This is a genomic window from Arthrobacter sp. JB02-1C (assembly GCF_057748045.1).
This window is the reverse complement of record NZ_CM173235.1, coordinates 3,515,245-3,537,788: the sequence shown is the minus strand read 5'-3', so window position 1 is coordinate 3,537,788 and position 22,544 is coordinate 3,515,245. Positions and strand designations below refer to the sequence as shown.

At 66.9% G+C, this 22,544-nt stretch carries 22 protein-coding genes and 2 tRNA genes; 9 read left to right on the top strand and 15 right to left on the bottom strand.

Annotated elements, in window-relative coordinates; genetic code table 11:
* Positions 1-41: 41 nt before the first annotated feature.
* From AC3ANP_RS16550 to bcp, 6 genes are all read right to left on the bottom strand, one after another.
* On the bottom strand, positions 42-1,547 hold the full coding sequence (locus AC3ANP_RS16550; protein WP_488331206.1) for a malate:quinone oxidoreductase: 1,506 nt from the start codon (positions 1,545-1,547) through the stop codon (positions 42-44).
* 79 nt (positions 1,548-1,626) lie between these two features.
* Positions 1,627-3,252 carry an ABC transporter substrate-binding protein gene (locus tag AC3ANP_RS16545; protein ID WP_488333095.1) on the bottom strand — a complete coding sequence of 542 codons (1,626 nt, stop codon included), beginning with the start codon at positions 3,250-3,252 and terminating at the stop codon, positions 1,627-1,629.
* A 232-nt stretch (positions 3,253-3,484) separates the two neighbouring features.
* Complete coding sequence (locus AC3ANP_RS16540; protein ID WP_488331205.1) at positions 3,485-4,165, bottom strand: fasciclin domain-containing protein; 681 nt, start codon at positions 4,163-4,165, stop codon at positions 3,485-3,487.
* A 208-nt stretch (positions 4,166-4,373) separates the two neighbouring features.
* On the bottom strand, positions 4,374-5,351 hold the full coding sequence (trxB, locus tag AC3ANP_RS16535; RefSeq protein WP_488331204.1) for a thioredoxin-disulfide reductase: 978 nt from the start codon (positions 5,349-5,351) through the stop codon (positions 4,374-4,376).
* 93 nt (positions 5,352-5,444) lie between these two features.
* A tRNA-Leu gene (locus tag AC3ANP_RS16530) sits at positions 5,445-5,526 on the bottom strand.
* 157 nt (positions 5,527-5,683) lie between these two features.
* Complete coding sequence (gene bcp / locus AC3ANP_RS16525; RefSeq protein ID WP_488331203.1) at positions 5,684-6,157, bottom strand: thioredoxin-dependent thiol peroxidase; 474 nt, start codon at positions 6,155-6,157, stop codon at positions 5,684-5,686.
* Positions 6,158-6,251: 94 nt separating this feature from the next.
* Here bcp and AC3ANP_RS16520 point away from each other — a divergent pair, with 94 nt between their 5' ends.
* From AC3ANP_RS16520 to AC3ANP_RS16505, 4 genes are all read left to right on the top strand, one after another.
* Positions 6,252-6,731, top strand: coding sequence for a MarR family winged helix-turn-helix transcriptional regulator (locus AC3ANP_RS16520; RefSeq protein WP_488333094.1), 480 nt, complete (start codon positions 6,252-6,254; stop codon positions 6,729-6,731).
* A 92-nt stretch (positions 6,732-6,823) separates the two neighbouring features.
* On the top strand, positions 6,824-6,949 hold the full coding sequence (locus AC3ANP_RS16515) for a hypothetical protein (protein ID WP_488331202.1): 126 nt from the start codon (positions 6,824-6,826) through the stop codon (positions 6,947-6,949).
* A 76-nt stretch (positions 6,950-7,025) separates the two neighbouring features.
* Positions 7,026-7,625 (top strand): hypothetical protein, encoded by a 600-nt coding sequence (locus tag AC3ANP_RS16510; RefSeq protein WP_488331201.1) that lies wholly within the window; start codon positions 7,026-7,028, stop codon positions 7,623-7,625.
* Positions 7,626-7,747: 122 nt separating this feature from the next.
* Entirely contained in the window at positions 7,748-8,761 is a 1,014-nt protein-coding gene (locus AC3ANP_RS16505) for an AI-2E family transporter (RefSeq protein WP_488331200.1), read from the top strand.
* Between the two features lie 28 nt (positions 8,762-8,789).
* Here AC3ANP_RS16505 and AC3ANP_RS16500 read toward each other — a convergent pair whose 3' ends face one another.
* From AC3ANP_RS16500 to AC3ANP_RS16460, 9 genes are all read right to left on the bottom strand, one after another.
* On the bottom strand, positions 8,790-9,746 hold the full coding sequence (locus tag AC3ANP_RS16500; protein WP_488331199.1) for a hypothetical protein: 957 nt from the start codon (positions 9,744-9,746) through the stop codon (positions 8,790-8,792).
* Positions 9,743-10,225: a hypothetical protein gene (locus AC3ANP_RS16495; protein WP_488331198.1), complete on the bottom strand. Its 483-nt coding sequence runs from the start codon at positions 10,223-10,225 to the stop codon at positions 9,743-9,745. Before AC3ANP_RS16495 ends, AC3ANP_RS16500 begins: the two co-directional genes overlap by 4 nt.
* Positions 10,226-10,304: 79 nt before the next feature.
* Positions 10,305-10,811: a hypothetical protein gene (locus tag AC3ANP_RS16490; protein WP_488331197.1), complete on the bottom strand. Its 507-nt coding sequence runs from the start codon at positions 10,809-10,811 to the stop codon at positions 10,305-10,307.
* Positions 10,812-11,164: 353 nt separating this feature from the next.
* A complete protein-coding gene (locus tag AC3ANP_RS16485) occupies positions 11,165-12,001 on the bottom strand; it encodes an oxygenase MpaB family protein (protein WP_488331196.1) in 837 nt (278 codons plus the stop codon).
* Complete coding sequence (locus tag AC3ANP_RS16480; RefSeq protein ID WP_488331195.1) at positions 11,998-12,963, bottom strand: hypothetical protein; 966 nt, start codon at positions 12,961-12,963, stop codon at positions 11,998-12,000. Before AC3ANP_RS16480 ends, AC3ANP_RS16485 begins: the two co-directional genes overlap by 4 nt.
* On the bottom strand, positions 12,960-13,445 hold the full coding sequence (locus AC3ANP_RS16475) for a hypothetical protein (RefSeq protein ID WP_488331194.1): 486 nt from the start codon (positions 13,443-13,445) through the stop codon (positions 12,960-12,962). Before AC3ANP_RS16475 ends, AC3ANP_RS16480 begins: the two co-directional genes overlap by 4 nt.
* Positions 13,446-13,612: 167 nt before the next feature.
* Positions 13,613-13,688, bottom strand: a tRNA-Lys gene (locus AC3ANP_RS16470).
* Positions 13,689-13,805: 117 nt separating this feature from the next.
* Positions 13,806-14,858, bottom strand: coding sequence for a PQQ-dependent sugar dehydrogenase (locus AC3ANP_RS16465; protein WP_488333093.1), 1,053 nt, complete (start codon positions 14,856-14,858; stop codon positions 13,806-13,808).
* Between the two features lie 56 nt (positions 14,859-14,914).
* A complete protein-coding gene (locus AC3ANP_RS16460) occupies positions 14,915-15,706 on the bottom strand; it encodes a sunset domain-containing protein (protein WP_488331193.1) in 792 nt (263 codons plus the stop codon).
* 104 nt (positions 15,707-15,810) lie between these two features.
* On the opposite strand from AC3ANP_RS16460, the gene AC3ANP_RS16455 reads away from it, so the two are divergent.
* The 5 genes from AC3ANP_RS16455 to ilvC all read left to right on the top strand — a co-directional run bounded on the left by AC3ANP_RS16455 (position 15,811) and on the right by ilvC (position 22,522).
* Positions 15,811-16,749 (top strand): LysR family transcriptional regulator, encoded by a 939-nt coding sequence (locus AC3ANP_RS16455; protein WP_488331192.1) that lies wholly within the window; start codon positions 15,811-15,813, stop codon positions 16,747-16,749.
* 160 nt (positions 16,750-16,909) lie between these two features.
* Complete coding sequence (gene ilvD / locus AC3ANP_RS16450; protein ID WP_488331191.1) at positions 16,910-18,631, top strand: dihydroxy-acid dehydratase; 1,722 nt, start codon at positions 16,910-16,912, stop codon at positions 18,629-18,631.
* 382 nt (positions 18,632-19,013) lie between these two features.
* Positions 19,014-20,912, top strand: coding sequence for an acetolactate synthase large subunit (locus tag AC3ANP_RS16445; RefSeq protein WP_488331190.1), 1,899 nt, complete (start codon positions 19,014-19,016; stop codon positions 20,910-20,912).
* Between the two features lie 2 nt (positions 20,913-20,914).
* Positions 20,915-21,427, top strand: coding sequence for an acetolactate synthase small subunit (ilvN, locus tag AC3ANP_RS16440; protein ID WP_488331189.1), 513 nt, complete (start codon positions 20,915-20,917; stop codon positions 21,425-21,427).
* Positions 21,428-21,496: 69 nt separating this feature from the next.
* On the top strand, positions 21,497-22,522 hold the full coding sequence (gene ilvC / locus AC3ANP_RS16435) for a ketol-acid reductoisomerase (protein WP_488331188.1): 1,026 nt from the start codon (positions 21,497-21,499) through the stop codon (positions 22,520-22,522).
* Positions 22,523-22,544: the final 22 nt, after the last annotated feature.

The following is a 22,544-nucleotide window of genomic DNA, read 5'->3' as shown; positions in this document are numbered from 1 at the left end:
GCCGCGGTAAGGATAAGAACGCGCCGCCACCCGAAAAAGTGTCAGCCCTGGCTGGCACTGACCGGCGCCAGCTGGAGCGCCGCAGCGGTCTCGGCCTCAAGCCGGGCAGCGAGCTCCGGGTTCTCGTTGAGCTTGACCCCGTAGCCGGGCATCATTTCCTTGAGCTTGGACTGCCAGCCCTTGAAACTCTTCGGGAAGGACTTCTGCAGCAGCTCGATCATGATCGGGACCGCAGTGGACGCGCCCGGCGAGGCACCCAGCAGGGCGCCGATCGTGCCGTCGCGGCCGGCGATGACCTCCGTGCCGAACTGCAGCACGCCGCCCTTTTTCGGGTCCTTCTTGATGATCTGGACCCGCTGGCCGGCCGTGATGAGCTCCCAGTCGCCGTCCTGCGCCTCCGGGTAGTACTCCCGCAGGGCCTCGACCTTGGCGCCGTGCCGTTTGGCGACCTCTTTGACCAGGTAGGCGGTCAGGTCCATGTTGTCCTTCGCCACGGCCAGCATCGGGATGATGTTGGAGGGCCGGATGGACAACGGAAGGTCCAGGTAGGAGCCGTTCTTCAGGAAGTTGGTGGAGAAGCCGGCGTAGGGCCCGAACAGCAGCGAACGCTTGCCGTCGACGTACCGGGTGTCCAGGTGCGGCACGGACATCGGCGGGGCACCCACGGAGGCCTGGCCGTAGACCTTGGCGCTGTGCTGGGCGGCCAGCTTCTCGTCGGTGCAGCGGAAGAACTGGCCCGAGACCGGGAACCCGCCGTAGCCCTTGCTCTCCGGGATGCCGGAGGCCTGCAGCAGGTGCAGTGCCCCGCCGCCCGCGCCGACAAAGACGAACTTGGCGTGGATCGAGCCGCGCTCACCCGAACGCGGGTGCTTCAGCGCGAGGTCCCAGCCGCCGTCGGACGCCCTGGAAATGCCGGTGACGTCGTGCCCGTAGTTGATTTCCACGCCGTTGTTGCCCAGGTACCCGGTCAGCTCGCGGGTCAGGGCACCGAAGTCGACGTCGGTGCCCTCCGCGGCGCGGGTCGCGGCGATGTGCTGCTTCGGGTCCCGGCCCTTGATGATCAGCGGCGCCCATTTGGCGATCTGGGCATGGTCCTCGGAGTACTCCATCGAGCGGAACAGCGGGTTCGGCTTGAGCGCTTCGAAACGGGTCCGGAGGAACTTGGTGTTTGCGTCGCCCACCACGAAGCTCATGTGCGGCACGGTGTTGATGAAGCCCTTGGGCGAGCCGATCAGCGAGTTGGTGACCAGGTGGGACCAGAACTGGCGGGACAGCTGGAACTGTTCGTTGATGTGCAGGGCCTTGGCCGGGCTGACCGAGCCGTCTTTGGCTGCGGGGGAGTAGTTCAACTCACACAGGGCGGCGTGGCCGGTGCCGGCATTGTTCCACGGTCCGGAGCTTTCCAGGCCCGGCTGGTCGAGCCGCTCGAACAGCGAAATGGTCCAGTTCGGTTCCAGCTGCTTGAGGAAGGCGCCCAGCGTGGCGCTCATGATGCCGCCGCCAATCAGGACAACGTCGGCATGTTGGGTCTTGGAAATGAAAGTCACGATCAGTCTCCGATAGCAGCGGCTCTGGCTGTCACAGAATATCCCCGCACGGCCCACTAACTGAAATTGGGCCCCGCCGTCAAGGCTTTAGCAGGACCTTGGTGAAAACTTCGTTCAGGACCGGCGACGCCGGGTATTTCAGCACCCGGTCGGACAGGGCCAGGGCCGAAATCGGGAACGCAATCGGCACGGCCGGGACCGTCGCCGCGATCTGCGCGTTGATGGTCTGGTACTGGTCGGTGCGCTCCTTGCCGTCCGGCAGGCCGCGGGCGCGCGCAATCTTGGAGAACACCTGCGGGTCCTGGTACGCGAACTCGCCGTTGGTCTGCCCGAAGAGCGGGCCAACGAAGTTGTCCGGGTCCGAGTAGGAACCGTTCCAGCCGAGCAGGTGCAGGGCGTGGTCACCCGGCGAGGTGACTTTCTGCAGGTAGCCATCGGCCCAGTCCACCGGGACGGGCTTGACGTTAAAGCCGACGGCGGTCAGCTGGCGGCTGATCTCCGCGTACACCTTTTCAGGGGTCGGCAGATACGGCCGGGCCACATTGAGCGGGTAGTAGAACTTCAGTTCTTCGCCCTTGTAGCCGGCGTCGGTGAGGAATTGCTTGGCCTTGGCGGGATCGTAACCGAGTGCGGGAGCGTTGTTGTTGAAGCCGCTGAGTTTGGGCGGGACAAACTGTGAAGCCGACGTGGTGTTGTCAATGAAGAACTTGCGGATCAGCGTGTCCTTGTCCAGGGCCATCTCGATCGCCTGCCGGACCTTGAGGTTTTGCAGGATCGGCACCTGCTGGTTGATGCCCAGGTACATGACCGAGAACGGATCGCGCTGGACGATCTGCTTGCCGCGCTTGACCAGTTGGTCGAAATTTCCGACCGTGACGGAATCGTAGGCGTCGATTTTGCCATCCAGCAGGGCCTGCATCCTGGTCTGCGGATGGTCGTAGCTGATGAAGTTGACGGTGCCGATCTGGCCCTTGTCGCCCCAGTAGCCCGCGTTGCTGTTCAGCGTGACGGTGTTGTTGTCCCAGGCTCCGAAGACGTAGGGCCCGGTGCCCACCGGATGCAGGGCATAGGCGGACACCGGCTGGCCCTCCCGGCTCTGGTTGAGCACGTCGGCGGAGCGTTGGGTGAGGGCCTGCGGGGAGGAGATCGCGAATGCGGGCAGGGTGAGTGCCTGGATGAATCCAGTGAACGGCTCGGTCAGGTCGATCCGGACGTTGTCCGCTGCCAGCGCCGTGCAGCCCTTGTAGACGGAGAGCGCTGCCTGGTCCGCGTGCGCCCGGAAGACGGACTTGAACGTGGTGCCCGGAGCCTGCTTCCGGAGCGCTGCCGGAAAGTTGAACCAGCGGTTGAAGTTGGTGCACACCGCCACGGCGTCGAACGGCGTGCCGTCCTGGAACGATACCTTCTCGCGCAGCTTGAACGTGTAGGACCGGCCGTCGTTGCTGTCGGTCCATTCCGTGGCCAGCAACGGGGTGGGCTTGCCGCTGGTTTCGTCGACGCCGACCAGGCCCTCGAGCACCTGGCGGGTGATGCGGTAGGAGTCCGCGTCGGAGACCAGGGCCGGGTCCAGGCCAAGCGGCCGGGACGCGGTGCCGAAGTTAAAGGTGGCGGTGGGCGTGGTGCCGGATGCGGTGGAAGAGGCGGGAGCCGGGCCCGGGGCTCCGGTGCACGCAGCCAGCGGTGTCAGGAGCAGGGCCGCACCCACAGCGGCGGCAATGCGGCGGACCGTCCTGCGGCGGACCGTCCTGCGGGGGCCGGAACGGGTCGGCGCGGAACTGCTGGGCACGGAAGGGATCACCTCGGGGGAACGTTAGAGCCGCCGGCTGCGGACCAGCCCCAGTCTAGTGGACCGCCCGCCGGCAACCGTGAAGGCCCGCACCAGGCGGTGCGGGCCTTCGTTCCCCGGGACCTTCAGGGGCCGGGGGAGCCGGTGGGGATTACTTGGGCATGAGCACGGAGTCGACCATGTAGACCGTGGCGTTGGCGGTCTTGACGCCGCCGCAGACCACGTTGGCGCCGTCGACCGTGAGCGCGTCCTTGGTGCCACCCACGGTGACAGTGCCGCCCTCGACCGTCTTGTGCATGCCGACGATCTTGTCGGGGCTGATCTTGCCGGGAACCACGTGGTAGGTCAGGATCTTGCTCAGCAGGGCATCGTCCGTCTTCAGCTTCTCAATGGTGGCGGCGTCGATCTTCTTGAACGCGTCATCTGTCGGGGCGAAGACGGTGAATTCGCTGCCATTGAGCGTGTCCACCAGATTGACCTTGGGGTTCAGCTTCCCGGAGACCGCGGCGGTCAGGGTGGTCAGGATGGGGTTGTTGGAGGCGGCCACGGCCACCGGGTCCAGCGCCATGCCGGAGACGGATCCCTTACCGCTGGGGACCTGGGCGGCGTAGGCGGCGCAGCCGGGGCCCACCAGGTCTGCCGCCGGGTCCATCGCCGCGGCGGAGGTGCTCATGGACGGCGACGGCGCCATGCTGGAAGCCGACGGGGCGGCGGCCGGAGCCGAGGAGCTGGAGCCCGACCCCGTGCTGGAACCGCCGCAGGCTGTGAGGCTGAGCATGGCTGCAGCAGCGATACCTGCAACGGCGAAAGTCGTGCGCTTGATGGTCTGCATTTCGAATCTCCCTTGTTGTGCCGATTCCTTGCCGGCAGCGGACTCATTTGCCGCTGCCGGCCCTTATCCGACTGGTGGGCACCGACCCTTGGTTGGTGTCTCACTGGATATTCGCCGGGTCAGCGGCAAGGGATGGGTGGGATTCAAAATTCTTTTTTGGGCGGCCGGCGGGGTGCCGGGGCGGCCGCCCAGTGCCCGGGCGCGGTGGTCAGGCGTGCGTCGGGTCCTCGACCAGGGCCGTGGCGATGCTGTCTGCATCCTCCAGGGCAGCCAGGTAGCGTTCGGCGTCGAGCGCGGCGGCGCAGCCGGTCCCGGCGGCAGTGATGGCCTGGCGGTAGCGGTGGTCCACGGCGTCGCCGCAGGCAAAGACGCCGGTCAGGTTGGTGACCGTGGTGGGGGAGTCCACCTTGATGTAGCCTTCGGCGTCCAGGTCCACCTGGCCGTGCAGCAGTTCGGTGCGCGGCACGTGGCCGATCGCCACGAAGATTCCGGTGGCGGCCTGTTCCCGCGTGGCTCCGGTGATGGTGTCCGTGAGCGTGACCCCGGTGACCTTGCCGTCGCCGTGGATGGCGGTGACGGCTGAATTCCAGGCAAACCGGATCTTGGGATTGTCCTTGGCCCGCTGCGCCATGATCCGGGAGGCACGCAGTTCGTTCTTGCGCACGACGACGGTCACCGTCTTGCCGAAGCGCGTCAGGAACGTGGCTTCCTCCATCGCGGAATCGCCGCCGCCGACCACGATGATGTCCTGCTCGCGGAAGAAAAACCCGTCGCAGGTGGCACACCAGGACACGCCGTGGCCGCTGAACTTCTTTTCCTCCGGCAGCCCGAGTTCCTTGTAGGCGGAGCCGGTAGCGAGGATCACGGCGGGCGCTTCGTGGGTTTCCCCGGCGGCGGTGACCACGCGCTTGAGGTGGCCGGTCAGCCGGACCTCGGTGACGTCGTCGAACACCACCTGGGCGCCGAACTTCTCGGCCTGCTGCTGCAGGCCGTCCATCAGTTCCGGCCCCTGGACGCCGGCGGGGAAGCCGGGGAAGTTTTCCACCTCGGTGGTGTTCATCAGGGCACCTCCCGCGGTGACGGCCCCGGCGAGGACCAGGGGTGCCAGCCCGGCCCGGGCGGCGTAGATGGCGGCGGTGTAGCCGGCGGGGCCGGACCCGATAATGATCAGCTGCTGGGTGCTCACGGAGGACTCCTGGTGTCGAGGCGGTATCTGGTGGAGCGCGGAATCTAGGGCCCAATAGCGGAACCCCGGTCCGAAGACCGGGGTTCCGGACAGTGCGCAAGGGGGGACTTGAACCCCCACGCCCGAAGGCACAGGAACCTAAATCCTGCGTGTCTGCCAATTCCACCACTCGCGCGCGGCGCCGCCTCGCGGGACCAACGGACCCTCGAGGGCGGATGCCAGACATCATTCTACAGATCGGTTCCGCCGCCGGGGACGGGGTGGACGGCGGAACGTTCTGCTGAGGGGAGGGTGGCGTCATGCGTCAGGCGTCAGGCGTCAGGCGTCCGGCCTCAGGCCTCGAGCTTGAGGTCGCGGCGCAGCTTGGCGACGTGGCCGGTGGCACGCACGTTGTACTGCGCAAGGGCGACCCTGCCCTCGGAGTCGACCACCACGGTGGACCGGATCAGGCCGTCATAGCTGCGTCCGTAGTTCTTCTTTTCACCCCACGCCGCATACTGCTCCGCCACCGCATGGTCCGGATCGGACAGGAGCGGAAAGGTCAGGCCCTCGGCGGCCGCGAAGCTGGCGAGCTTATCGACCGGATCGGGCGAGATGCCGATGACCTCATAGCCGCCGGCCTGCAGGGAAGCCAGCGAGTCGCGGAAGTCGCAGGCCTGCTTGGTGCAGCCGGGTGTGGCGGCGGCAGGATAGAAGTAAACCACGGTGTTGCGGCCGCGGAAGTCACGCAGGGCCACCTCGCGGCCAGCCGAATCCTGCAGCGTGAAGTCGGGCGCGGCGTCCCAGGGTACGAGTCGTTCTGGCATCTGGTCTCCTTGACAAATTGACGTTTACCACTCTAATTAGGCCGCCGGTCGGCCGACGAATCAGACAGTCGTTATACTCTTGGGTATGCCTGATATGGATCGCTGGCCCACGGGCCGCCTACTGTCCACGGCAGCACGCCTTGTAGAACACTCCTGGAACGAGAAGCTTGGGGCCATCGGCCTCACCCATGCGGGGGTCATTGCGATGGAAGTGCTCTCCGTACAAGGACCCATGACCCAAGCGCATTTGGCGCAACTGGTCCGGGTCCAGGCCCAGACGATGGGCAAGACGCTGAGCCGGCTCGAGGCCCACGGCCACATCTCCCGCACCCGCAGCGTCTCGGACCGCCGCAGCCATGTCGTCACGCTGACAGACCGCGGCCGCGAAGCCGTACTGGAAGCCGCGGACATGGAACGTTCCGTCCTTGCCGCCGCGTCGATCGACCCCGACTCCCTCCGGCACGAACTGCAATCGGTGGTGCGGGAACTGGCTAACCGGATCTCTTCGCCCGAAGCCACCCTGGTGACCGAGGCCAACGAGTCCCTCTCGGTCGAGGTTAACAGCAGCAATTAGGACCCGTCGGGGTTTTCGTGGCCCCGCGGGCGCGGCCCGTGTCATACCGGGCGACCGGCGGCCTGCTCACCTAAGGTTTTGGTATGGAAACCGTGCCGCCTCCCGAGCTCGAGGGACAGACCTCGATCAACGAGCTGCTCGACGAACCGGTCGCGGCCACCCCGATCCAGCTTGCCTTGCCCCTCTATTTCCAGGCGCCGGGGGCACGCCGCCGGTAAGCAGCTCGGCGCGTACGCCCTGCCCGGGGCCGGCGAATCCACTGGGTTCAGGCTCCCGGGACGTAGGATTTCTAGGATGATGCCGCGTAGGAAAGCCCGGGGCGCCGCAACGGCGCTGGCCGCGCTCGCCGTCACCGCACTCGCCACCTCCGCTCTGGCCGTCACCGCGCTCACCGTCGCTGGTCCCGCCGCCGCCGAACCCTGCGGTCCGGTGGTGCTGGTCCCGGTGGGCCTGTGCCAGCGCCCGTCCACGCCGACGCCGACGCCCACCGGCGGCGGCCGGCGCGTGACGCCCGGCCCCGCAGCCCCGACAGCGTCCGCAGCCCCGACGTCGGTTGCCGGCCCGACGCCGCCACCGGCTCAGCCCTCCCGCGGCCCGAATCCGGCGCCGCGCGCTTCACAGGTTCCCGCCGTGGTCCCGGCAGCTTCCGACAGTCCCGCCCCCGCAGTCTCCGGCCCCCGGGACCAGCCCGCCAGCACGCCGACGACGGCGGTGCGGGCGACCAGTTCGGCCCCGGCCGCGCCGCCGGAAGCAGAGTCAGCCGAAGCCGGTGAGACCGGCGGCGGGGCTGGGGGGCTGGTGCCCGCGGGTGCTGCCCTGGTCGCCGTCGGCGGTGTTCTGCTGTCCGCCTCTGCCATGCTGGGATTGAGCCGCAGCCGGGACCGCCTCGCCTGAGCAGACCCGGGCGGCCGTACGGCTCCGCCCGGTACCCTGAAGGAGAAACCTCGATGCCCGACATCCGGAACGGCCTGCCGCCCATTTGGGCGGACGGATTAGGCCGTACAAGCATTCGTTCCATGCAGGTCCTGACCGTCGCCGCCCTGGCCTGGGCCATCCTCTGGACCGCGACCAGGGTGCCGCTGGTCCTCATCCCGGTTCTGATTGCGCTGATCCTTGCCGCCGCCATCGCGCCGCTGGTCCAATGGCTCTCGCTGCACTCCTGGCCGCGCGCACTCGCCGTCGTGGCGTCCTTCCTGGGAATCCTGGCCGTGTTCGGCGGCGTCCTGACCGGCATCGTGTTTCTCGTGCGCGCACAGTCCCGGGACCTGGCCGCGAAGTTCACGGTGGGCATCGACCGGCTGCATGCGTTCCTGAACAGCGGGCCGATCCCGGTCAGTGATGCGCAGATCAACGGCGTCCGTGAGACGGTCCAGAGGTTTTTCACCTCCAGCTCCTTCGGCACCGAAGCGCTCACCGGGGCACGTACGGTGGGGGAGATCCTCGCAGGTTTGGTCTTGATGGCCGTTACCTTGTTCTTTTTCCTCAAGGACGGCGCCAGGATCCGTGCCTTTGTTATCGGTTTCCTGCCCGCGCCGCAGCGTGGCAAGGCGCTCCTCGCGGCGGACCGCAGCGCCGTGGTCCTCGGCGGGTATGTGCGGGGCACGGCGCTGATCGCCGCCATCGACGGATTCGTGGTCGGGATCGTCCTGGCCGTCATGGGAGTTCCGCTCGCGCTGCCGCTGGGCGTATTTATCTTCATCGGCGGATTCATCCCGATTGTGGGCGCGACGTCGGCCGGCACTCTGGCCGTGGCGGTGGCGCTGATCTCCAACGGGCCGGTAACGGCCATTGTGGTCCTTGCCGTGGTGATCGGGGTCAACCAGCTTGAGCACCACTTCCTCCAGCCGGTCTTGATGGGCAGGGTGCTCAAAATCCACGGACTGGCGATCCTGCTTGCGCTGGCCGCCGGAACAATCCTGGCGGGCGTGGTGGGTGCGCTCCTGGCCGTTCCGCTGACCGCCGTCGGATGGACCATCATCAAGACATGGCGCGGACCGAGGCCGGCACCGCTTGAGCAGTCGGGCGGCTAGCCAACAGCCGATCCGCCCGGCAGCGGCTTTAGGCGGTTTGCCCGAGGTCGAAGTCGGACTCGACGCCGATCATGTAGTCCCGTTCTTCCGGACTCAGGACCGACCGGTGCGGGCCGGCAGCCAGCTCGGCGTCCCAGATCTCTACGATCATCCGGTGCAGGTGCTCCTGCGGTGTTGCGAACGTCGTGGCCAGCAGCATCCGGTCCTTGGGCGCGCTGCGGAGCGCCTTCTCCCGGATCGCTGCCACCCTGGCCATGGTCCGTTGCAGATGCCGTTCCGTCTGCCGGCGCTCGGCCCTGCCCGCCAGGGCCGGGATGGTCAATCCCACGCCCACCAGGACGATTGCGGCCAGCTCAAACGCACGGACCGGGACGCCAAGGTTCAGGCCAAGGGAGGGGAATGGACCCTTGAGTTCTCCAAGGATCATGTCGGACATGACGATGACGCCGAAGATGCAGCCGAGGCCCACCAGGGAAAACCCGACCCGGAACGACTGCCGCATCTGCGGAACGAAGCGGTAGCAGGCCCATGCGATGTGCCCGCAGGTCCACGCGCTGAAGCACAGCATGATGAGGGCAAACAAGGATGTGGCGGTGGGGTTGTTGTGGTCGCCGCCCCAAGCGGTGGTGGTCGGGACCAGGCCGGCCATGACGAAGAAGACGGTCTGTAACACCAGGCCCATGACCAGCGGGAGCGTTCGCGGCCAGCCGGGCCGGCTGCCAGGATTTGAGGAGACCGCGCTGAGGACGGCGCCGTGCAGGTACCACAGCCCGATGATCATGAACGAATTGATGGCCAGCTTGGCAATGTTGATGCCGCCCAGAGCCTGGTCAACGGCAAGGTAGACGGGCGGGGACAACAGCAGGCATGAGGCTCCGGCGAAAAGACCGGCCATGAAGACAGTATCCCGGCCATTGCGGCGCAATGAAGGGACCCGTGCTGCTGCGAGGGCGAACAGCGCACCGGCCATGATGTACGGGATCACCCGAAGACGGTCCTGAAGTTGGCCGGCTGGACGTCACGCCGCTGCGAGCGCCGGATCCGGGCGGCCAGGCGGTCGGCGAGCAATTCGGCGATGACCTCGGACTCGTCCATGAAGTCGGTGCGTTTCAGGGCAGAGACGACGCGGTCCGGGTCCAGGTCAGGGAAGAACACCTTGGCATAGTCGGGGGAGACGGCCTGCTGCTCGTGCCGCAGGATCATGTGCGCAAACTCGTGCAGGATGATTTGCTGCCGGTGCACTGTTGACGCGGCCGGGGCATGCAGAATCAGGTCCAGGTCGTCGAGGCCAAACCAAAGCCCGCAGACCTTGTCGGTCGGAGCTCCCTGGATGGGTTTGATGATGATGGTGCGGGCGCGGAGCTTTTCGAGATGCCGATGGATGGACACCAGCGAGACGGGGTCCGGAAGGCCCAGAGATTCCTCGGCCTCCTGGGCCCTGGCTCGCGCCGTTGCGTAGATCATGACGTGGGATGGTCCTCGTTAGGTGGCAGTGATCTGGAGTGCCCACTCCGAGTCAGAGCCTAGCAGTGCCGTGCTGTCTTTAGTGGCCTGCGCCGGCACCGTCGCCGCCGTCTGCCAGTTGCTGGTCGATGATGTCGCGGATCTGCAGCAGCGTCTCTGCCGGCAGTCCGTCCAGCTGGCGGGCGGCGAAATTTCGGACTTTGTTGGCCCGCATGGTGGCGAGAAGCTCCAGTTGCGCTTCGACGTTTGCCGGCAGCTCGTCGCCTTCCTCGGTGAGGTAGTCCGGGTTCACACCAAAGAACATCGCCAAGTTCCGCAGGAGTTCGGTCTTCTTGACCTCCGGACCCGTTCCGCTGCGCATGTAGTGCCAGCGTGCCCGGGAGACCGGGGTGCCAGCCGTGGCCATGGCGTCGCGGATGTCGTTGTACCCGATCCTGCGGCCTTCGGCTTCTGCCGCACCCAACAGAAGGTTCAGCTTGCGGGCGAGCGGTGAACCAGAGCGGTCCGGGATCGACGTTGCGTCGGTCACAGCGGTCCTTTCAACGGCAGGAGTGGTGGTGTTCATGAAGCCCGAAAAGTTGGACATGTCTAATCTTTGCAGGTAGTCTCGGCGGAAGGAAATCGGACACGTCTAATTTTATCGTAGGCGAGGCGCCGCATCCGGGAAAACGGGACCGCGTTCCGGCCAGATATATCCGTGGGGGGTGGCCGGACCGCGGTCCGTCGTTTTCGCTGGGGTTATGGCTTGGCCGCCATGGGAAAAGCCTCCGCGCGAGTCAGGGACTCAAGCGCAGAGGCTCCCGGTCCTCCAAGCTGGGGGGAACTGGAGAACCACTATGAGTCTACCGGCCGAAGCTCGTCTTCGCCGCGGATTCGCCGGAAGCAATTTCGAGTCGCCCAGTTCGAGTCGCCCAGCGCTGCGCTCAAGCCCAAGGAGTTCTAGGCCCCGGGCCCGATCATGTCCAGGGTGTACCCGTCCGGATAGGCCGACATGACGGAGCCGGGCGTGAATGATGGGTTTGTCGGCAGCGGCTTCGTTCGCGCCTGCAGCGCGCGGACCCGGAGGACGGCGTTGAACGGGATCCGCAGCCAGACGGGGGAAGGCTTCAGGCCCAGTGCGGTGGCGACCTCGGGCTTGTCCATCATCAGGGCCAGCACGGTTCCGGTCAGCGGACGCAGCGGTGCCGGGAGACGGTTCTCCAGGGCTGCCACGGTCGCGGCCAGCAGCTGGGCACCTTCAGGGCTGTGGCCCAGGTTCCGGGCCTCGTAGTCATCCAGGAACGCCCCCGCCTCGGCGAGAGTGGCAGGGGCCGGTTCCAGGCCCATCCTGGCGCCCAGTTCGGCGTAAAAAGCCACGGCGGCTTCCTCTTCCTGGGCGGTCAGTTTCCGCCAGCCGTGCCGATCCACCCAGCGCAGTGGCAGGACCAGCAGAGTCATGAGCACGTAGAGGAAATCCTCGCCTGTTCCCGGGACTCCCTTGTGGACCCGGCGCAGCAATTCCACCATGGCGGCGCCGCGTTCACTGTCGAAGCCGTTGGCGATGATCTCATGGATGACGATGCCGGTGTCGTAGGAGCGCTTCAGGGGCCGGGCGGCCATCTCGCCGCGGCCGGCCAGGGTCTGCGCGATCGAGGGGATTGCGAAGTTCCGGTAGTAGGAGACGAAGAAGCCTGCGTGGATTTCTTTCTGAAAATCGAAGAGCACCATCGTCCGGTAAATGCCGAACAAGTCATCGCCTGAAGGTACTGCGCGGCGGGTCGGGTGCAGGGAGATCATTTGGCCTCGGCAGGGGTGTCTAGGGACGTCTCCACGGAGAGCAGATACTCGCGCTCCTCCGGGGTCAGCGTCGAGTGGCCCGGTCCGGCGGCAAGGTCGGCGTCCCAGATATCGATGAGCATCCGGTGCAGTTGCCCCGAAGCGCTGGAGTGGTCGTCCACCCCCAGCCGGCGGTCCGGAGCTGCGCCGGCCACGACGCGGGCCCAGATGGGCGCGACCTTTTCCAGGGTGCGGCGGTCAGCGCCTTCGGCCCTTGCCCGGCCGGTACGGCCGGCGATCGCGGGAATAGTGAGCCCAACCCCGACGAGGACAACGGCGACCATCTCAGCCGGGGCGAACGGGAAATTCCGTACCCCGAACGCGGAGAGGGCCGGAACGAAGTAGGACAGCACCTCCTGGACCATCTTGACCATGATGACGGCACTGAAGACACAGCCGACCCCAACCATGGTGAAGCCGGCCTTGAACGCCCGGCGCATCCGGGGCACGTACCGGAAGCACATCAGGGCGATCTCACCGCAGGACCAGGCGATGAAGGCGATCATCGTGGTTGAGAACAGGGCGCCGGGGAGCCGGTCGTGGTACCGGAAACCCCACTCCGTCGTCGTCGAGGTGGGGCCGGTCAGGATGAAGAACAGGACCTGCAGCACCAGGGCTGCCGTCAGGGGCATCCGCCGGAGCCAGTCAGGGCGCGGGTCCGGATCCGGGGAGACGGCGCGGAGGACGGCGGCGCGCAGGTGCCACAGCCCGACGACCATGAACGAGTTCAGCGCCAGTTTGACGATGTTGATCCCGCCGAGGGCGGCGTCGACATGCGCGTAGATGTTCGGCTCCATCAGGAAAGCAGAAGCTCCGGCGAACACGGCGGCCAGGAAGACGGGATCTTTGCCGCGGCGGCGCATTGCGGGAATGCGGGCCGCTGCCAGGATGAACAGCGCTGCGGCCATGAGTACCTGGGTCATCCGAAGACAGCTCCGAAGTTGCCTGGCTGTCCCGCGGCCTCGGCTTGGGAGGCACGGATCCTTGCGGCCAGCCGGTCGGCCAGCAGCTCGGCGGCGGCCTCGAACTCGTCCATGAAGGCCGATCGCTTCAGTGCACTGATGACGCGGTCCGCCGTCAGGTCCGGGAAGAAGGTGCCGGCGTACTCGGGGGAGATGACCTCCTGCTCGTGGCGCAGGATCATATGGGCGAACTCGTGCAGGACGATCTGCTGGCGGTGGACAGCGGAGGCGGCAGTGGCGTGGAGGATCAGATCCCGGTCGTCGAGGCCGAACCAGAGCCCGCAAACCTTGTCCGCCGGCGCGTTCGGCATTGGCTGGATGATGATCCTGCGGGACCGCAACTTTTCCAGGTGCCGGTGGACCGAACCGAGGGACACAGGGTTGGGCAGGCGAAGCTGTTCCTCGGCTTCCTTTGCACTGGCCCGTGCCGCGGCGTAATTCATGGTGAAGCAGTCCTCGGTAGGTCGACGGGGCTGGAGTCCCCAACTCCGGGTCGAATACTAGCAGCGCCCAGGTAGGGTAAGGCGTCAATCGTGCAGCCCTCGGCAGGGTAGGGGAGCAAAAAAATACCCCGCCTTTACGGTTTGTGACCAGTAAAGACGGGGATTTTTGGTGCACCCCCCGGGACTCGAACCCGGAACCCATTGATTAAGAGTCAATTGCTCTGCCAGTTGAGCTAGAGGTGCAGCTGTTGTTTTTGTTCTCGCGGGGCTTTTTATTTCCCGCGGTGTTCTCCGCAACGACATGAAACTCTACACGAACTTGGCCGTGGTGTGAAATCGGAGTGCGGAGCCCCGTCCGGACTAGTCGGCCACGCTCAGAACCAGCACAAAATCAGGGTTCTGGCCGTTCGTGAGGGCCCACAGGCGTCCGTCCGGGGCGCGGGAGATGTCGCGGATGCGGCCATACTGATTTGTGAAATAAGCCACAGGAGGGCCGGCAAATTCGCCCTGCAGCGGCACGGTCCAGATCCGCTGGCCACGGAGCGCCCCCAGGTAGGCCGTGGTCCCTACGATTGTGAGGCCGCTGGGTGAGGAATCCGCCGTCGACGGCCAGACCACCTTGGCATCCAGAAACCCGGCCATGTGCGGGGCTCCGGTGGCCATCGGCCAGCCGTAATTGCCGCCGGGAACGATCAGGTTCAGTTCGTCGTCCACGTCCGGCCCGAACTCGCTCGCCCACAGCCGGCCGGCGCTGTCCCAGTCCAGGCCCTGCACGTTGCGGTGTCCGAGGCTGTAGACGGGATTGTTGCCGAAGGGGTTGCCGGGGGCGGGTTGTCCTTCCGGGGTGAGCCGCAGGATCTTTCCGCCGAGTGCCTTCGGGTCTTGGGGCTGGTCCCGCCGCTGCGAGTCGCCGGTGCCCACATACAGGAACCCGTCCGGGCCGAAGCGGATCCGTCCGCCGTTGTGCGTGGAGGCTTTCGGGATCCCGCTGAACACCACGTCCGGAGTGCCCAGGGACAGCCTGCCGTTGCTTTCATTCAGACGGATGCGGGCTACGCGGTTGTCGGCCTGAGCGGTGAAGTACGCGTAGAGGTACCGGTCCGTTGCGAACCCGGGGGAGAGCGCCAGGCCCAGCAGACCGCCCTCGCCTCCCGGAACGACGCCGGGGACCTTGCCGATCGTTTCCGCCGGCCCGCCGGCGCCGGCCGGCAGTGCTTTAGCCGGCACGGCTTTAAGCAGGGCGCTGTCCCGTTCGGAAATGACGGCGGTGCCGTCCGGCAGGAACACTGTCGACCAAGGCAGCGTCAGGCCGACGTCGAGGCGCTCCACCACCGTGGGTGCGTGCGGGGCGGCGGGGCTGACCGTTGCCGGCGGCGTCCCCGTGTTGCCGGTACACGCCGCCGCAGCCAGCATGACGGAAGCCGCAGCAGCAGCCCACGCCGTCCGCAGGGGCTGCCGCCGGGTCACGGCTACTGCCGGGATCGGCGCGGGGGCCGGAAGCCTGCCGCCTCGGCGTGCGCTGCGGACAGGAACCACACTTCGGCCCGGGTCTGTGCGAAGGCGGTACTCGTGTCCTCGTAGTAGGTCATTGACGAGGCATCACCCTTGACGGTAAATCCGTCCGGGCCACTGCCATCGGCGGCCGGCGCGGCGGATCCCTCACCATACGGCTGCTCCATGGCCAGGTGGCCGGTCGGGGCGGCGGTGTGGCTCGCGGCGCCCTCGGTAGCAGCGGACGACGCCGCGGCCTGCAGGGTCTCCGCTTCCGCTGCGTCCGCGGCGGCTGACTCGGCGCCAGGCAGGGTGGGGGCGTGCGCCTCCGTGTACTCGGGATGGTGCTGGGGCGCGTGTTCGGCCGCGGGCTGCGCGGTGCCCGCGCCGGGGGTGCCCCCGCCGGGAGTGGCCTCGGTGGCGCCCGGCGCAGCGTGCGCCCCGCGCGTTCCCTCGCGGCGGGTCGGGGCATGCTCGGCGGCCGACGCCGACTCAGACCACTGGGTTTCCCATTCGCCGCCGGAGGGCTCGCCGGTGGCGGCGGCCGCAGTCGGCTCGGCAGGCAGCACGCCGTCGGACTTTTCCGGGGCAACGGAAGCCTGCGGCGCTGTTCCCGTCCCGGTGGCTGTAGCCCCGCTGGCCGACGTTCCGGTGGCGGAGGTTCCACTGGCTGAGGTTCCCGCGCCGGCGCGGGAGTTATTACGGCTCAGCAGCCACCACACGACGGCGACAATCACCACAATGACGATAAGCCAGATAAGCCAATCCATACCGAGTCCTTAAGGTCAGACGGCAGGGTTGCCGCTGCTTGACGTTACGTCCGGCTCAACAGCGCTGTCCAGAGCCGGGACAGGCTGCCGTGTAGCCTCGCCTCATGGACTTCAAGAGGTTGCGGATTCTCCGTGAGCTGGCTGACCGGGGCACGGTGGGGGCCACTGCGACGGCACTGCAGGTGACGCCGTCGGCGGTTTCGCAGCAGCTCAAGACCCTCCAGGAAGAACTCGGCGTGGTCCTGATCGAAAAGTCCGGCAGGGGAGTCCGGCTGACCGAGGCCGGCCAGGCAATGGCCGGCGCTGCCGCCGAGGTGTCCACTGCCATGGCGCGCGCCGAGGCGACCATCGATACTTACCGGCTCGGCTGGCAGACCAGGATCAAGGCGGCATTCTTTCCCAGCGCGGCCGAAATGTTCCTGCCCGGGCTGTTGCACCGGGTCAAGGAAATCGACGGATTGCGGTTCGAAGCGCACTTCGAGGACCCCGGCGTGGCCGGCTTCGCCGCGCTGGCGGCAGATTACGACATAGTCCTGGCGCACAGCGTCGATGGACCCGAGGTGTTCTCCCGCCAGGGCCTGCAGGTGATCCCCCTCCTGGACGAGCCGCTGGACGTGGCCGTGCCGGCGGCCCACGCCCTTGCCGAGAAGGAGTCGCTCAGCGCCGCGGACCTGGTGGGGTTTCCCTGGATGGGGGTGCCGGACGGCTTCCCCTTCGACGCCGTACTCCGCCAGCTCGAAAGCCAGACCGGCTCGCCGGCCTGGCGCGCACAACTGTTTCCCGACCTTCGCGTCCTGGAGGCGCTGGTCAGCGCCGGCCATGGCATTAGCCTGCTGCCCCGCTACACGGCCTTGAAGAACCAGGGAAGCGGGTTCGTTTTGCGCCCGCTGCGGGGCGTCAAGGCCAGCCGGAGCGTCGTTGCGCTGGCCCGGCCCGAAGCCGCCGAACGCACCACCATCCGGCAGGTGCTTGGCATGCTCCAGGCGGAGGCGCGGGCGGTGGCCAATGCACCCGAAGTGCGCGATGCGGCTCATGCCGGCTGACGGGAGACGCCCGCCAGCCGCGGAGAGTGCCCCCTCCCCGGGCCGTGCTGTCCAAAAATTGAGACGGCTGTCCAGCATTCGGGCGAAATATTCCCTCATTTAGGCTTAATGAGCCTGCCCGGCTCGTGGCGGCCGCCGACGGGGACCTAGACTTTGAGCCATGAGTCAGGACACCCAGATAGCGACAGACACCAAACCGGACATCAAACCACGCAGCCGGGTTGTCACCGACGGAATTCAGGCGGCGCCCGCGCGCGGCATGTTCCGGGCGGTCGGCATGGGCGACGACGACTTCGCCAAGCCCCAGGTCGGCGTGGCCAGCTCGTGGAACGAGATCACCCCCTGCAACCTCTCCCTGAACCGTCTGGCCCAGGGCGCCAAGGAAGGCGTCTTCGCCGGCGGCGGGTTCCCGATGCAGTTCGGCACCATCTCGGTTTCCGACGGCATCTCGATGGGCCACGAGGGCATGCACTTCTCCCTGGTCTCGCGCGAGGTCATTGCCGACTCGGTGGAAACCGTGATGCAGGCCGAGCGGATCGACGGCTCCGTGCTGCTGGCCGGTTGCGACAAGTCGCTGCCGGGCATGCTGATGGCAGCAGCCCGGCTGGACCTCTCCAGCGTCTTCCTCTACGCGGGCTCCATCATGCCGGGCTGGGTCAAGCTGGAGGACGGCTCCGAAAAGGAAGTCACCCTCATCGACGCCTTCGAGGCCGTGGGTGCCTGCGCTGCGGGCAAAATGAGCATGGAAGACCTGACCCGCATCGAAAAGGCCATCTGCCCGGGTGAAGGTGCCTGCGGCGGCATGTACACCGCCAACACCATGGCGTGCATCGGCGAAGCCCTCGGCATGTCCCTGCCGGGTTCCGCTGCCCCGCCCTCGGCCGACCGCCGCCGCGACGTGTTCGCCCACAAGTCCGGCGAAGCTGTCGTCAACCTGCTGCGCCTCGGCATCACCGCCCGCGACATCATGACCAAGAAGGCGTTCGAGAACGCGATCGCCGTGACCATGGCGTTCGGCGGTTCCACCAACGCGGTGCTGCACCTGCTGGCCATCGCCCGTGAAGCCGAGGTCGAGCTGACCCTCGATGACTTCAACCGGATCGGCGACAAGATCCCGCACCTGGGCGACCTGAAGCCGTTTGGCCGTTACGTGATGTACGACGTCGACAAGATCGGCGGTGTTCCGGTGATCATGAAGGCGCTGCTCGACGCCGGCCTGATCCACGGCGACTGCCTCACCGTCACCGGCAAAACGGTGGCCGAGAACCTGGCTTCGATCAACCCGCCGGACCCGGACGGCAAGGTGCTCCGCGCCATGGACAACCCGATCCACAAGACCGGCGGCATCACCATCCTGCACGGCTCGATGGCGCCCGAAGGCGCTGTGGTCAAGAGCGCCGGCTTCGACGCCGACGTCTTCGAGGGAACCGCGCGCGTCTTTGAACGCGAACAGGGCGCCCTCGACGCGCTGGGCAAGGGCGAGATCAAGGCCGGCGACGTCGTCGTGATCCGCTACGAAGGCCCCAAGGGCGGTCCCGGCATGCGCGAAATGCTGGCCATCACCGGCGCCATCAAGGGCGCAGGCCTCGGCAAGGACGTCCTGCTCCTTACCGACGGGCGCTTCTCCGGCGGCACCACGGGCCTGTGCATCGGGCACGTTGCGCCCGAAGCGGTCGACGGCGGCCCGATCGCCTTCGTCAGGAACGGCGACCGGATCCGGGTGGACATCGCCGCCCGCACGTTCGACCTGCTGGTTGAGCCCGCGGAGCTGGAGGAGCGCAAGGTCGGCTGGGAGCCGCTGCCCGCCCGGTACACCAAGGGTGTCCTGGCCAAGTACGCCAAGCTCGTGCACAGCGCCTCCACCGGCGCCTACTGCGGGTGATTCCTACCCTGGGGTTCCGGCGCTGGGCGCCGGAACCCCAGGGGCCCTCGGAATCCCCCTTATTAAGCCTTTCGCCTATCGCGGTCGGGTCGCGGAGGGGAGAAGAACGTTCAGCAGGTGGACAATGGCGTCCAAATAGTGAGACAGGGCGCGGGCTCGTTGACACTGTCTCACGCAGAGGGAAAACTGAACGCATGACTGCATTCGTTACCGTCGGCGCCGCTCTTGGTGTATCCGTCGTCCTTAGCTAGCGCGTGGCTCCAGAGCCTCCACTGGTAACGAACCGTCACGCGCAACCCCTCGAAGAGCCCTCCAGGGCTGAGGGGTTTTTTTATTACCCGCAGTTCCACGATCACTGAAGATCCACCAAAGGAAGAGTCCGATGAGCAAAGGATCGCCGATCAGCCCCTCGCTGATGGCCACGAAGTCCGCTGGCGCCCACAAGGCTCCGGAACGCATCGAACGTCCGGCCGACGCCGGCGTCGAGCATGCTGCTGCCTCTCCCGTCCTTGGGCCGAACAACGTCGTACCCCCGACGCTGATGACCGGCTCGCAAGCAATTGTCCGTGCGCTCGAAGAACTCGGCGTCCAGGACATCTTCGGTTTGCCCGGTGGCGCAATCCTGCCCACCTATGACCCCTTGATGGCTTCCACAATGAACCACGTTTTGGTCCGTCACGAACAGGGAGCCGGCCACGCCGCGCAAGGCTATGCCATGGTCACCGGACGGGTTGGCGTCTGCATCGCCACCTCGGGCCCGGGTGCCACCAACCTCGTTACCGCCATCATGGATGCCCACATGGACTCCGTGCCGATGGTCGCCATCACCGGCCAGGTCTCCAGCGGAGTCATCGGCACCGATGCCTTCCAGGAGGCGGACATCGTCGGCATCACCATGCCGATCACCAAGCACTCGTTCCTGGTCACCGACCCCAACGACATCCCGCACGTCATGGCGGAGGCGTTCCACCTCGCCTCCACCGGCCGTCCCGGACCGGTCCTCGTGGACGTGGCCAAGGACGCCCAGCAGGGCCAGATGACGTTCTCGTGGCCGCCCAAAGTGGACCTGCCGGGGTACCGCCCGGTGGTCCGCGGCCACAACAAGCAGGTCCGTGAGGCGGCCCGGCTGATCGCTGCCGCCCAGAAGCCGGTCCTGTACGTCGGCGGCGGCACGGTCAAGGCCCACGCGTCCGCTGAACTGCGCGAACTGGCCGAACTGACCGGCGCGCCCGTGGTCACCACCCTGATGGCCCGCGGTGTCTTCCCGGACTCGCACCCCCAGCATGTCGGGATGCCCGGCATGCACGGCACGGTGTCCGCGGTGACCGCGCTGCAACAGTCCGACCTGCTGATCACCCTCGGCGCGCGCTTCGACGACCGGGTCACCGGCATCCTGCGGTCCTTCGCCCCGAACGCCAAGGTCATCCACGCGGACATCGATCCGGCCGAAATCTCCAAGAACCGCACGGCGGACGTGCCGATCGTGGGCTCGGTCAAGGAGATCATCCCCGAACTCAGTGAGGCCGTGCGCCAGGCGTTCGAGTCCTCCGGCACCCCGGACCTCAGCAACTGGTGGGCCTTCCTGAACAACCTCAAGGAGACCTACCCGCTGGGCTGGACCGAGCCCGAGGACGGCCTCAGCGCACCGCAGCGCGTGATCGAACGGATCGGTGCGCTCACCGGTCCCGAGGGCGTCTACGTCGCGGGCGTCGGCCAGCACCAGATGTGGGCCTCCCAGTTCATCAAGTACGAGCGCCCGCACGCCTGGCTGAACTCCGGCGGCGCCGGCACCATGGGCTACGCCGTGCCGGCCGCGATGGGCGCCAAGGTGGGGGAGCCGGACCGGGTGGTCTGGGCGATCGACGGCGACGGCTGCTTCCAGATGACCAACCAGGAACTGGCCACCTGCGCGATCAACAAGATCCCGATCAAGGTCGCCATCATCAACAACTCGTCCCTGGGCATGGTGCGGCAGTGGCAGACCCTGTTCTACGAGGGCCGCTACTCCAACACCGACCTGAACACCGGCCACGACACGGTCCGGATCCCGGACTTCGTCAAGCTTGCCGACGCGTACGGCTGCGCCGCGTTCCGCTGCGAACGCGACGAGGACATCGACGCCACCATCGAGCAGGCGCTGGCCATCAACGACCGCCCGGTGGTCATCGACTTCGTCGTCAGCCCCAACTCCATGGTGTGGCCGATGGTCCCCGCCGGAGTCAGTAACGACCAGATCCAGGTTGCCCGCAACCTGACCCCGGAATGGGAAGAAGAGGACTGAACATGACCCGCCACACGCTTTCCGTTCTGGTTGAAGACAAACCCGGTGTGCTGACCCGCGTCGCCAGCCTCTTCGCCCGGCGCGCCTTCAACATCAACTCCCTGGCCGTGGGCCCGACCGAGGTAACCGGCATCTCCCGGATGACCGTCGTCGTCGACGCCGACGGCGAGCTGATCGAACAGGTCACCAAGCAGCTGAACAAGCTGGTGAACGTGATCAAGATCGTTGAGCTCACCCCCGAATCTTCCGTACAGCGCGACCACATCCTGGTCAAGGTACGGGCGGACGCCGCAACCCGGCTGCAGGTAACCCAAGCGGCGGACCTGTTCCGCGCCTCGGTGGTCGACGTCTCCACAGAGTCGGTCGTCATTGAGGCCACCGGCCACCCCGACAAGCTCAGCGCGCTGCTTTCGGTGCTTGAGCCCTTCGGAGTGCGTGAAATCGTGCAGTCCGGCACCCTGGCCGTCGGCCGCGGGTCGCGCTCCATGAGCGACCGGGCGCTCCGCTCGGCCTAATCGGTCCACCCCACCCACATTTTCCCCAGACAACACACCATCGAAATCCATTCATAAGGAGACACCCCAGTGACTGAAATGTTTTACGACGACGACGCCGACCTGTCGATCATCCAGGGCCGCACCGTCGCCGTTATCGGTTACGGCTCCCAGGGCCACGCCCACGCCCTCAGCCTGCGCGACTCCGGCGTCGACGTCCGCGTCGGCCTGAAGGAAGGCTCCAAGTCCCGCGCCAAGGCCGAGGCCGAGGGCCTTCGGGTGCTCAACGTCGCGGATGCCGTCGCCGAGGCCGACCTGATCATGGTCCTGACCCCGGACCAGGTCCAGCGCCACGTCTACGCCGAGGACATCGCCCCGAACCTGCAGGCCGGCGACGCCCTGTTCTTCGGCCACGGCTTCAACATCCGCTACGGCTACATCCAGCCGCCGGCCGACGTCGACGTCGCGCTCGTCGCCCCCAAGGGGCCGGGCCACATCGTGCGCCGCGAGTTCGAGGCCGGCCGCGGCGTGCCGGACCTGATCGCCGTCGAGCAGAACCCCTCCGGCAAGGCCAAGGAACTGGCCCTGTCCTACGCCAAGGCGATCGGCGGCACCCGTGCCGGCGTCATCGAGACCACCTTCACCGAAGAGACCGAAACCGACCTCTTCGGCGAGCAGGCCGTGCTGTGCGGCGGCGCCTCGCAGCTGATCATGTACGGCTTCGAGACCCTCACCGAGGCCGGCTACAAGCCCGAGGTGGCCTACTTCGAGGTGCTGCACGAGCTCAAGCTGATCGTCGACCTGATGGTCGAAGGCGGCATCGCCAAGCAGCGCTGGAGTGTTTCTGACACCGCGGAATACGGCGACTACGTCTCCGGCCCGCGCGTCATCACCCCCGAGGTGAAGGAAAACATGAAGGCCGTCCTCAAAGACATCCAGGACGGCACCTTCGCCAAGCGCTTCATCGACGACCAGGACGCCGGCGCTCCCGAGTTCAAGGCCCTGCGCAAGAAGGGCGAGGACCACCCGATCGAGGCCACCGGCCGCGAGCTGCGCAAGCTCTTCTCCTGGATCCAGAACGAGGACGACTACACCGAAGGCTCCGTAGCCCGCTAAGGCACCGGCGCGCTCCGCGTCC

Bases quoted from the DNA above. Each gene is read 5' to 3' on its own strand.
- AC3ANP_RS16540 (WP_488331205.1), bottom strand. From the start codon at position 4,165: ATGCAGACCATCAAGCGCACGACTTTCGCCGTTGCAGGTATCGCTGCT.
- bcp (WP_488331203.1), bottom strand. From the start codon at position 6,157: ATGCCAGAACGACTCGTACCCTGGGACGCCGCGCCCGACTTCACGCTG.
- AC3ANP_RS16520 (WP_488333094.1), top strand. From the start codon at position 6,252: ATGGATCGCTGGCCCACGGGCCGCCTACTGTCCACGGCAGCACGCCTT.
- AC3ANP_RS16510 (WP_488331201.1), top strand. From the start codon at position 7,026: ATGATGCCGCGTAGGAAAGCCCGGGGCGCCGCAACGGCGCTGGCCGCG.
- AC3ANP_RS16505 (WP_488331200.1), top strand. From the start codon at position 7,748: ATGCAGGTCCTGACCGTCGCCGCCCTGGCCTGGGCCATCCTCTGGACC.
- AC3ANP_RS16495 (WP_488331198.1), bottom strand. From the start codon at position 10,225: ATGATCTACGCAACGGCGCGAGCCAGGGCCCAGGAGGCCGAGGAATCT.
- AC3ANP_RS16490 (WP_488331197.1), bottom strand. From the start codon at position 10,811: ATGTCCAACTTTTCGGGCTTCATGAACACCACCACTCCTGCCGTTGAA.
- AC3ANP_RS16485 (WP_488331196.1), bottom strand. From the start codon at position 12,001: ATGATCTCCCTGCACCCGACCCGCCGCGCAGTACCTTCAGGCGATGAC.
- AC3ANP_RS16480 (WP_488331195.1), bottom strand. From the start codon at position 12,963: ATGACCCAGGTACTCATGGCCGCAGCGCTGTTCATCCTGGCAGCGGCC.
- AC3ANP_RS16475 (WP_488331194.1), bottom strand. From the start codon at position 13,445: ATGAATTACGCCGCGGCACGGGCCAGTGCAAAGGAAGCCGAGGAACAG.
- AC3ANP_RS16465 (WP_488333093.1), bottom strand. From the start codon at position 14,858: ATGCTGGCTGCGGCGGCGTGTACCGGCAACACGGGGACGCCGCCGGCA.
- AC3ANP_RS16460 (WP_488331193.1), bottom strand. From the start codon at position 15,706: ATGGATTGGCTTATCTGGCTTATCGTCATTGTGGTGATTGTCGCCGTC.
- AC3ANP_RS16455 (WP_488331192.1), top strand. From the start codon at position 15,811: ATGGACTTCAAGAGGTTGCGGATTCTCCGTGAGCTGGCTGACCGGGGC.
- ilvD (WP_488331191.1), top strand. From the start codon at position 16,910: ATGAGTCAGGACACCCAGATAGCGACAGACACCAAACCGGACATCAAA.
- AC3ANP_RS16445 (WP_488331190.1), top strand. From the start codon at position 19,014: ATGAGCAAAGGATCGCCGATCAGCCCCTCGCTGATGGCCACGAAGTCC.
- ilvN (WP_488331189.1), top strand. From the start codon at position 20,915: ATGACCCGCCACACGCTTTCCGTTCTGGTTGAAGACAAACCCGGTGTG.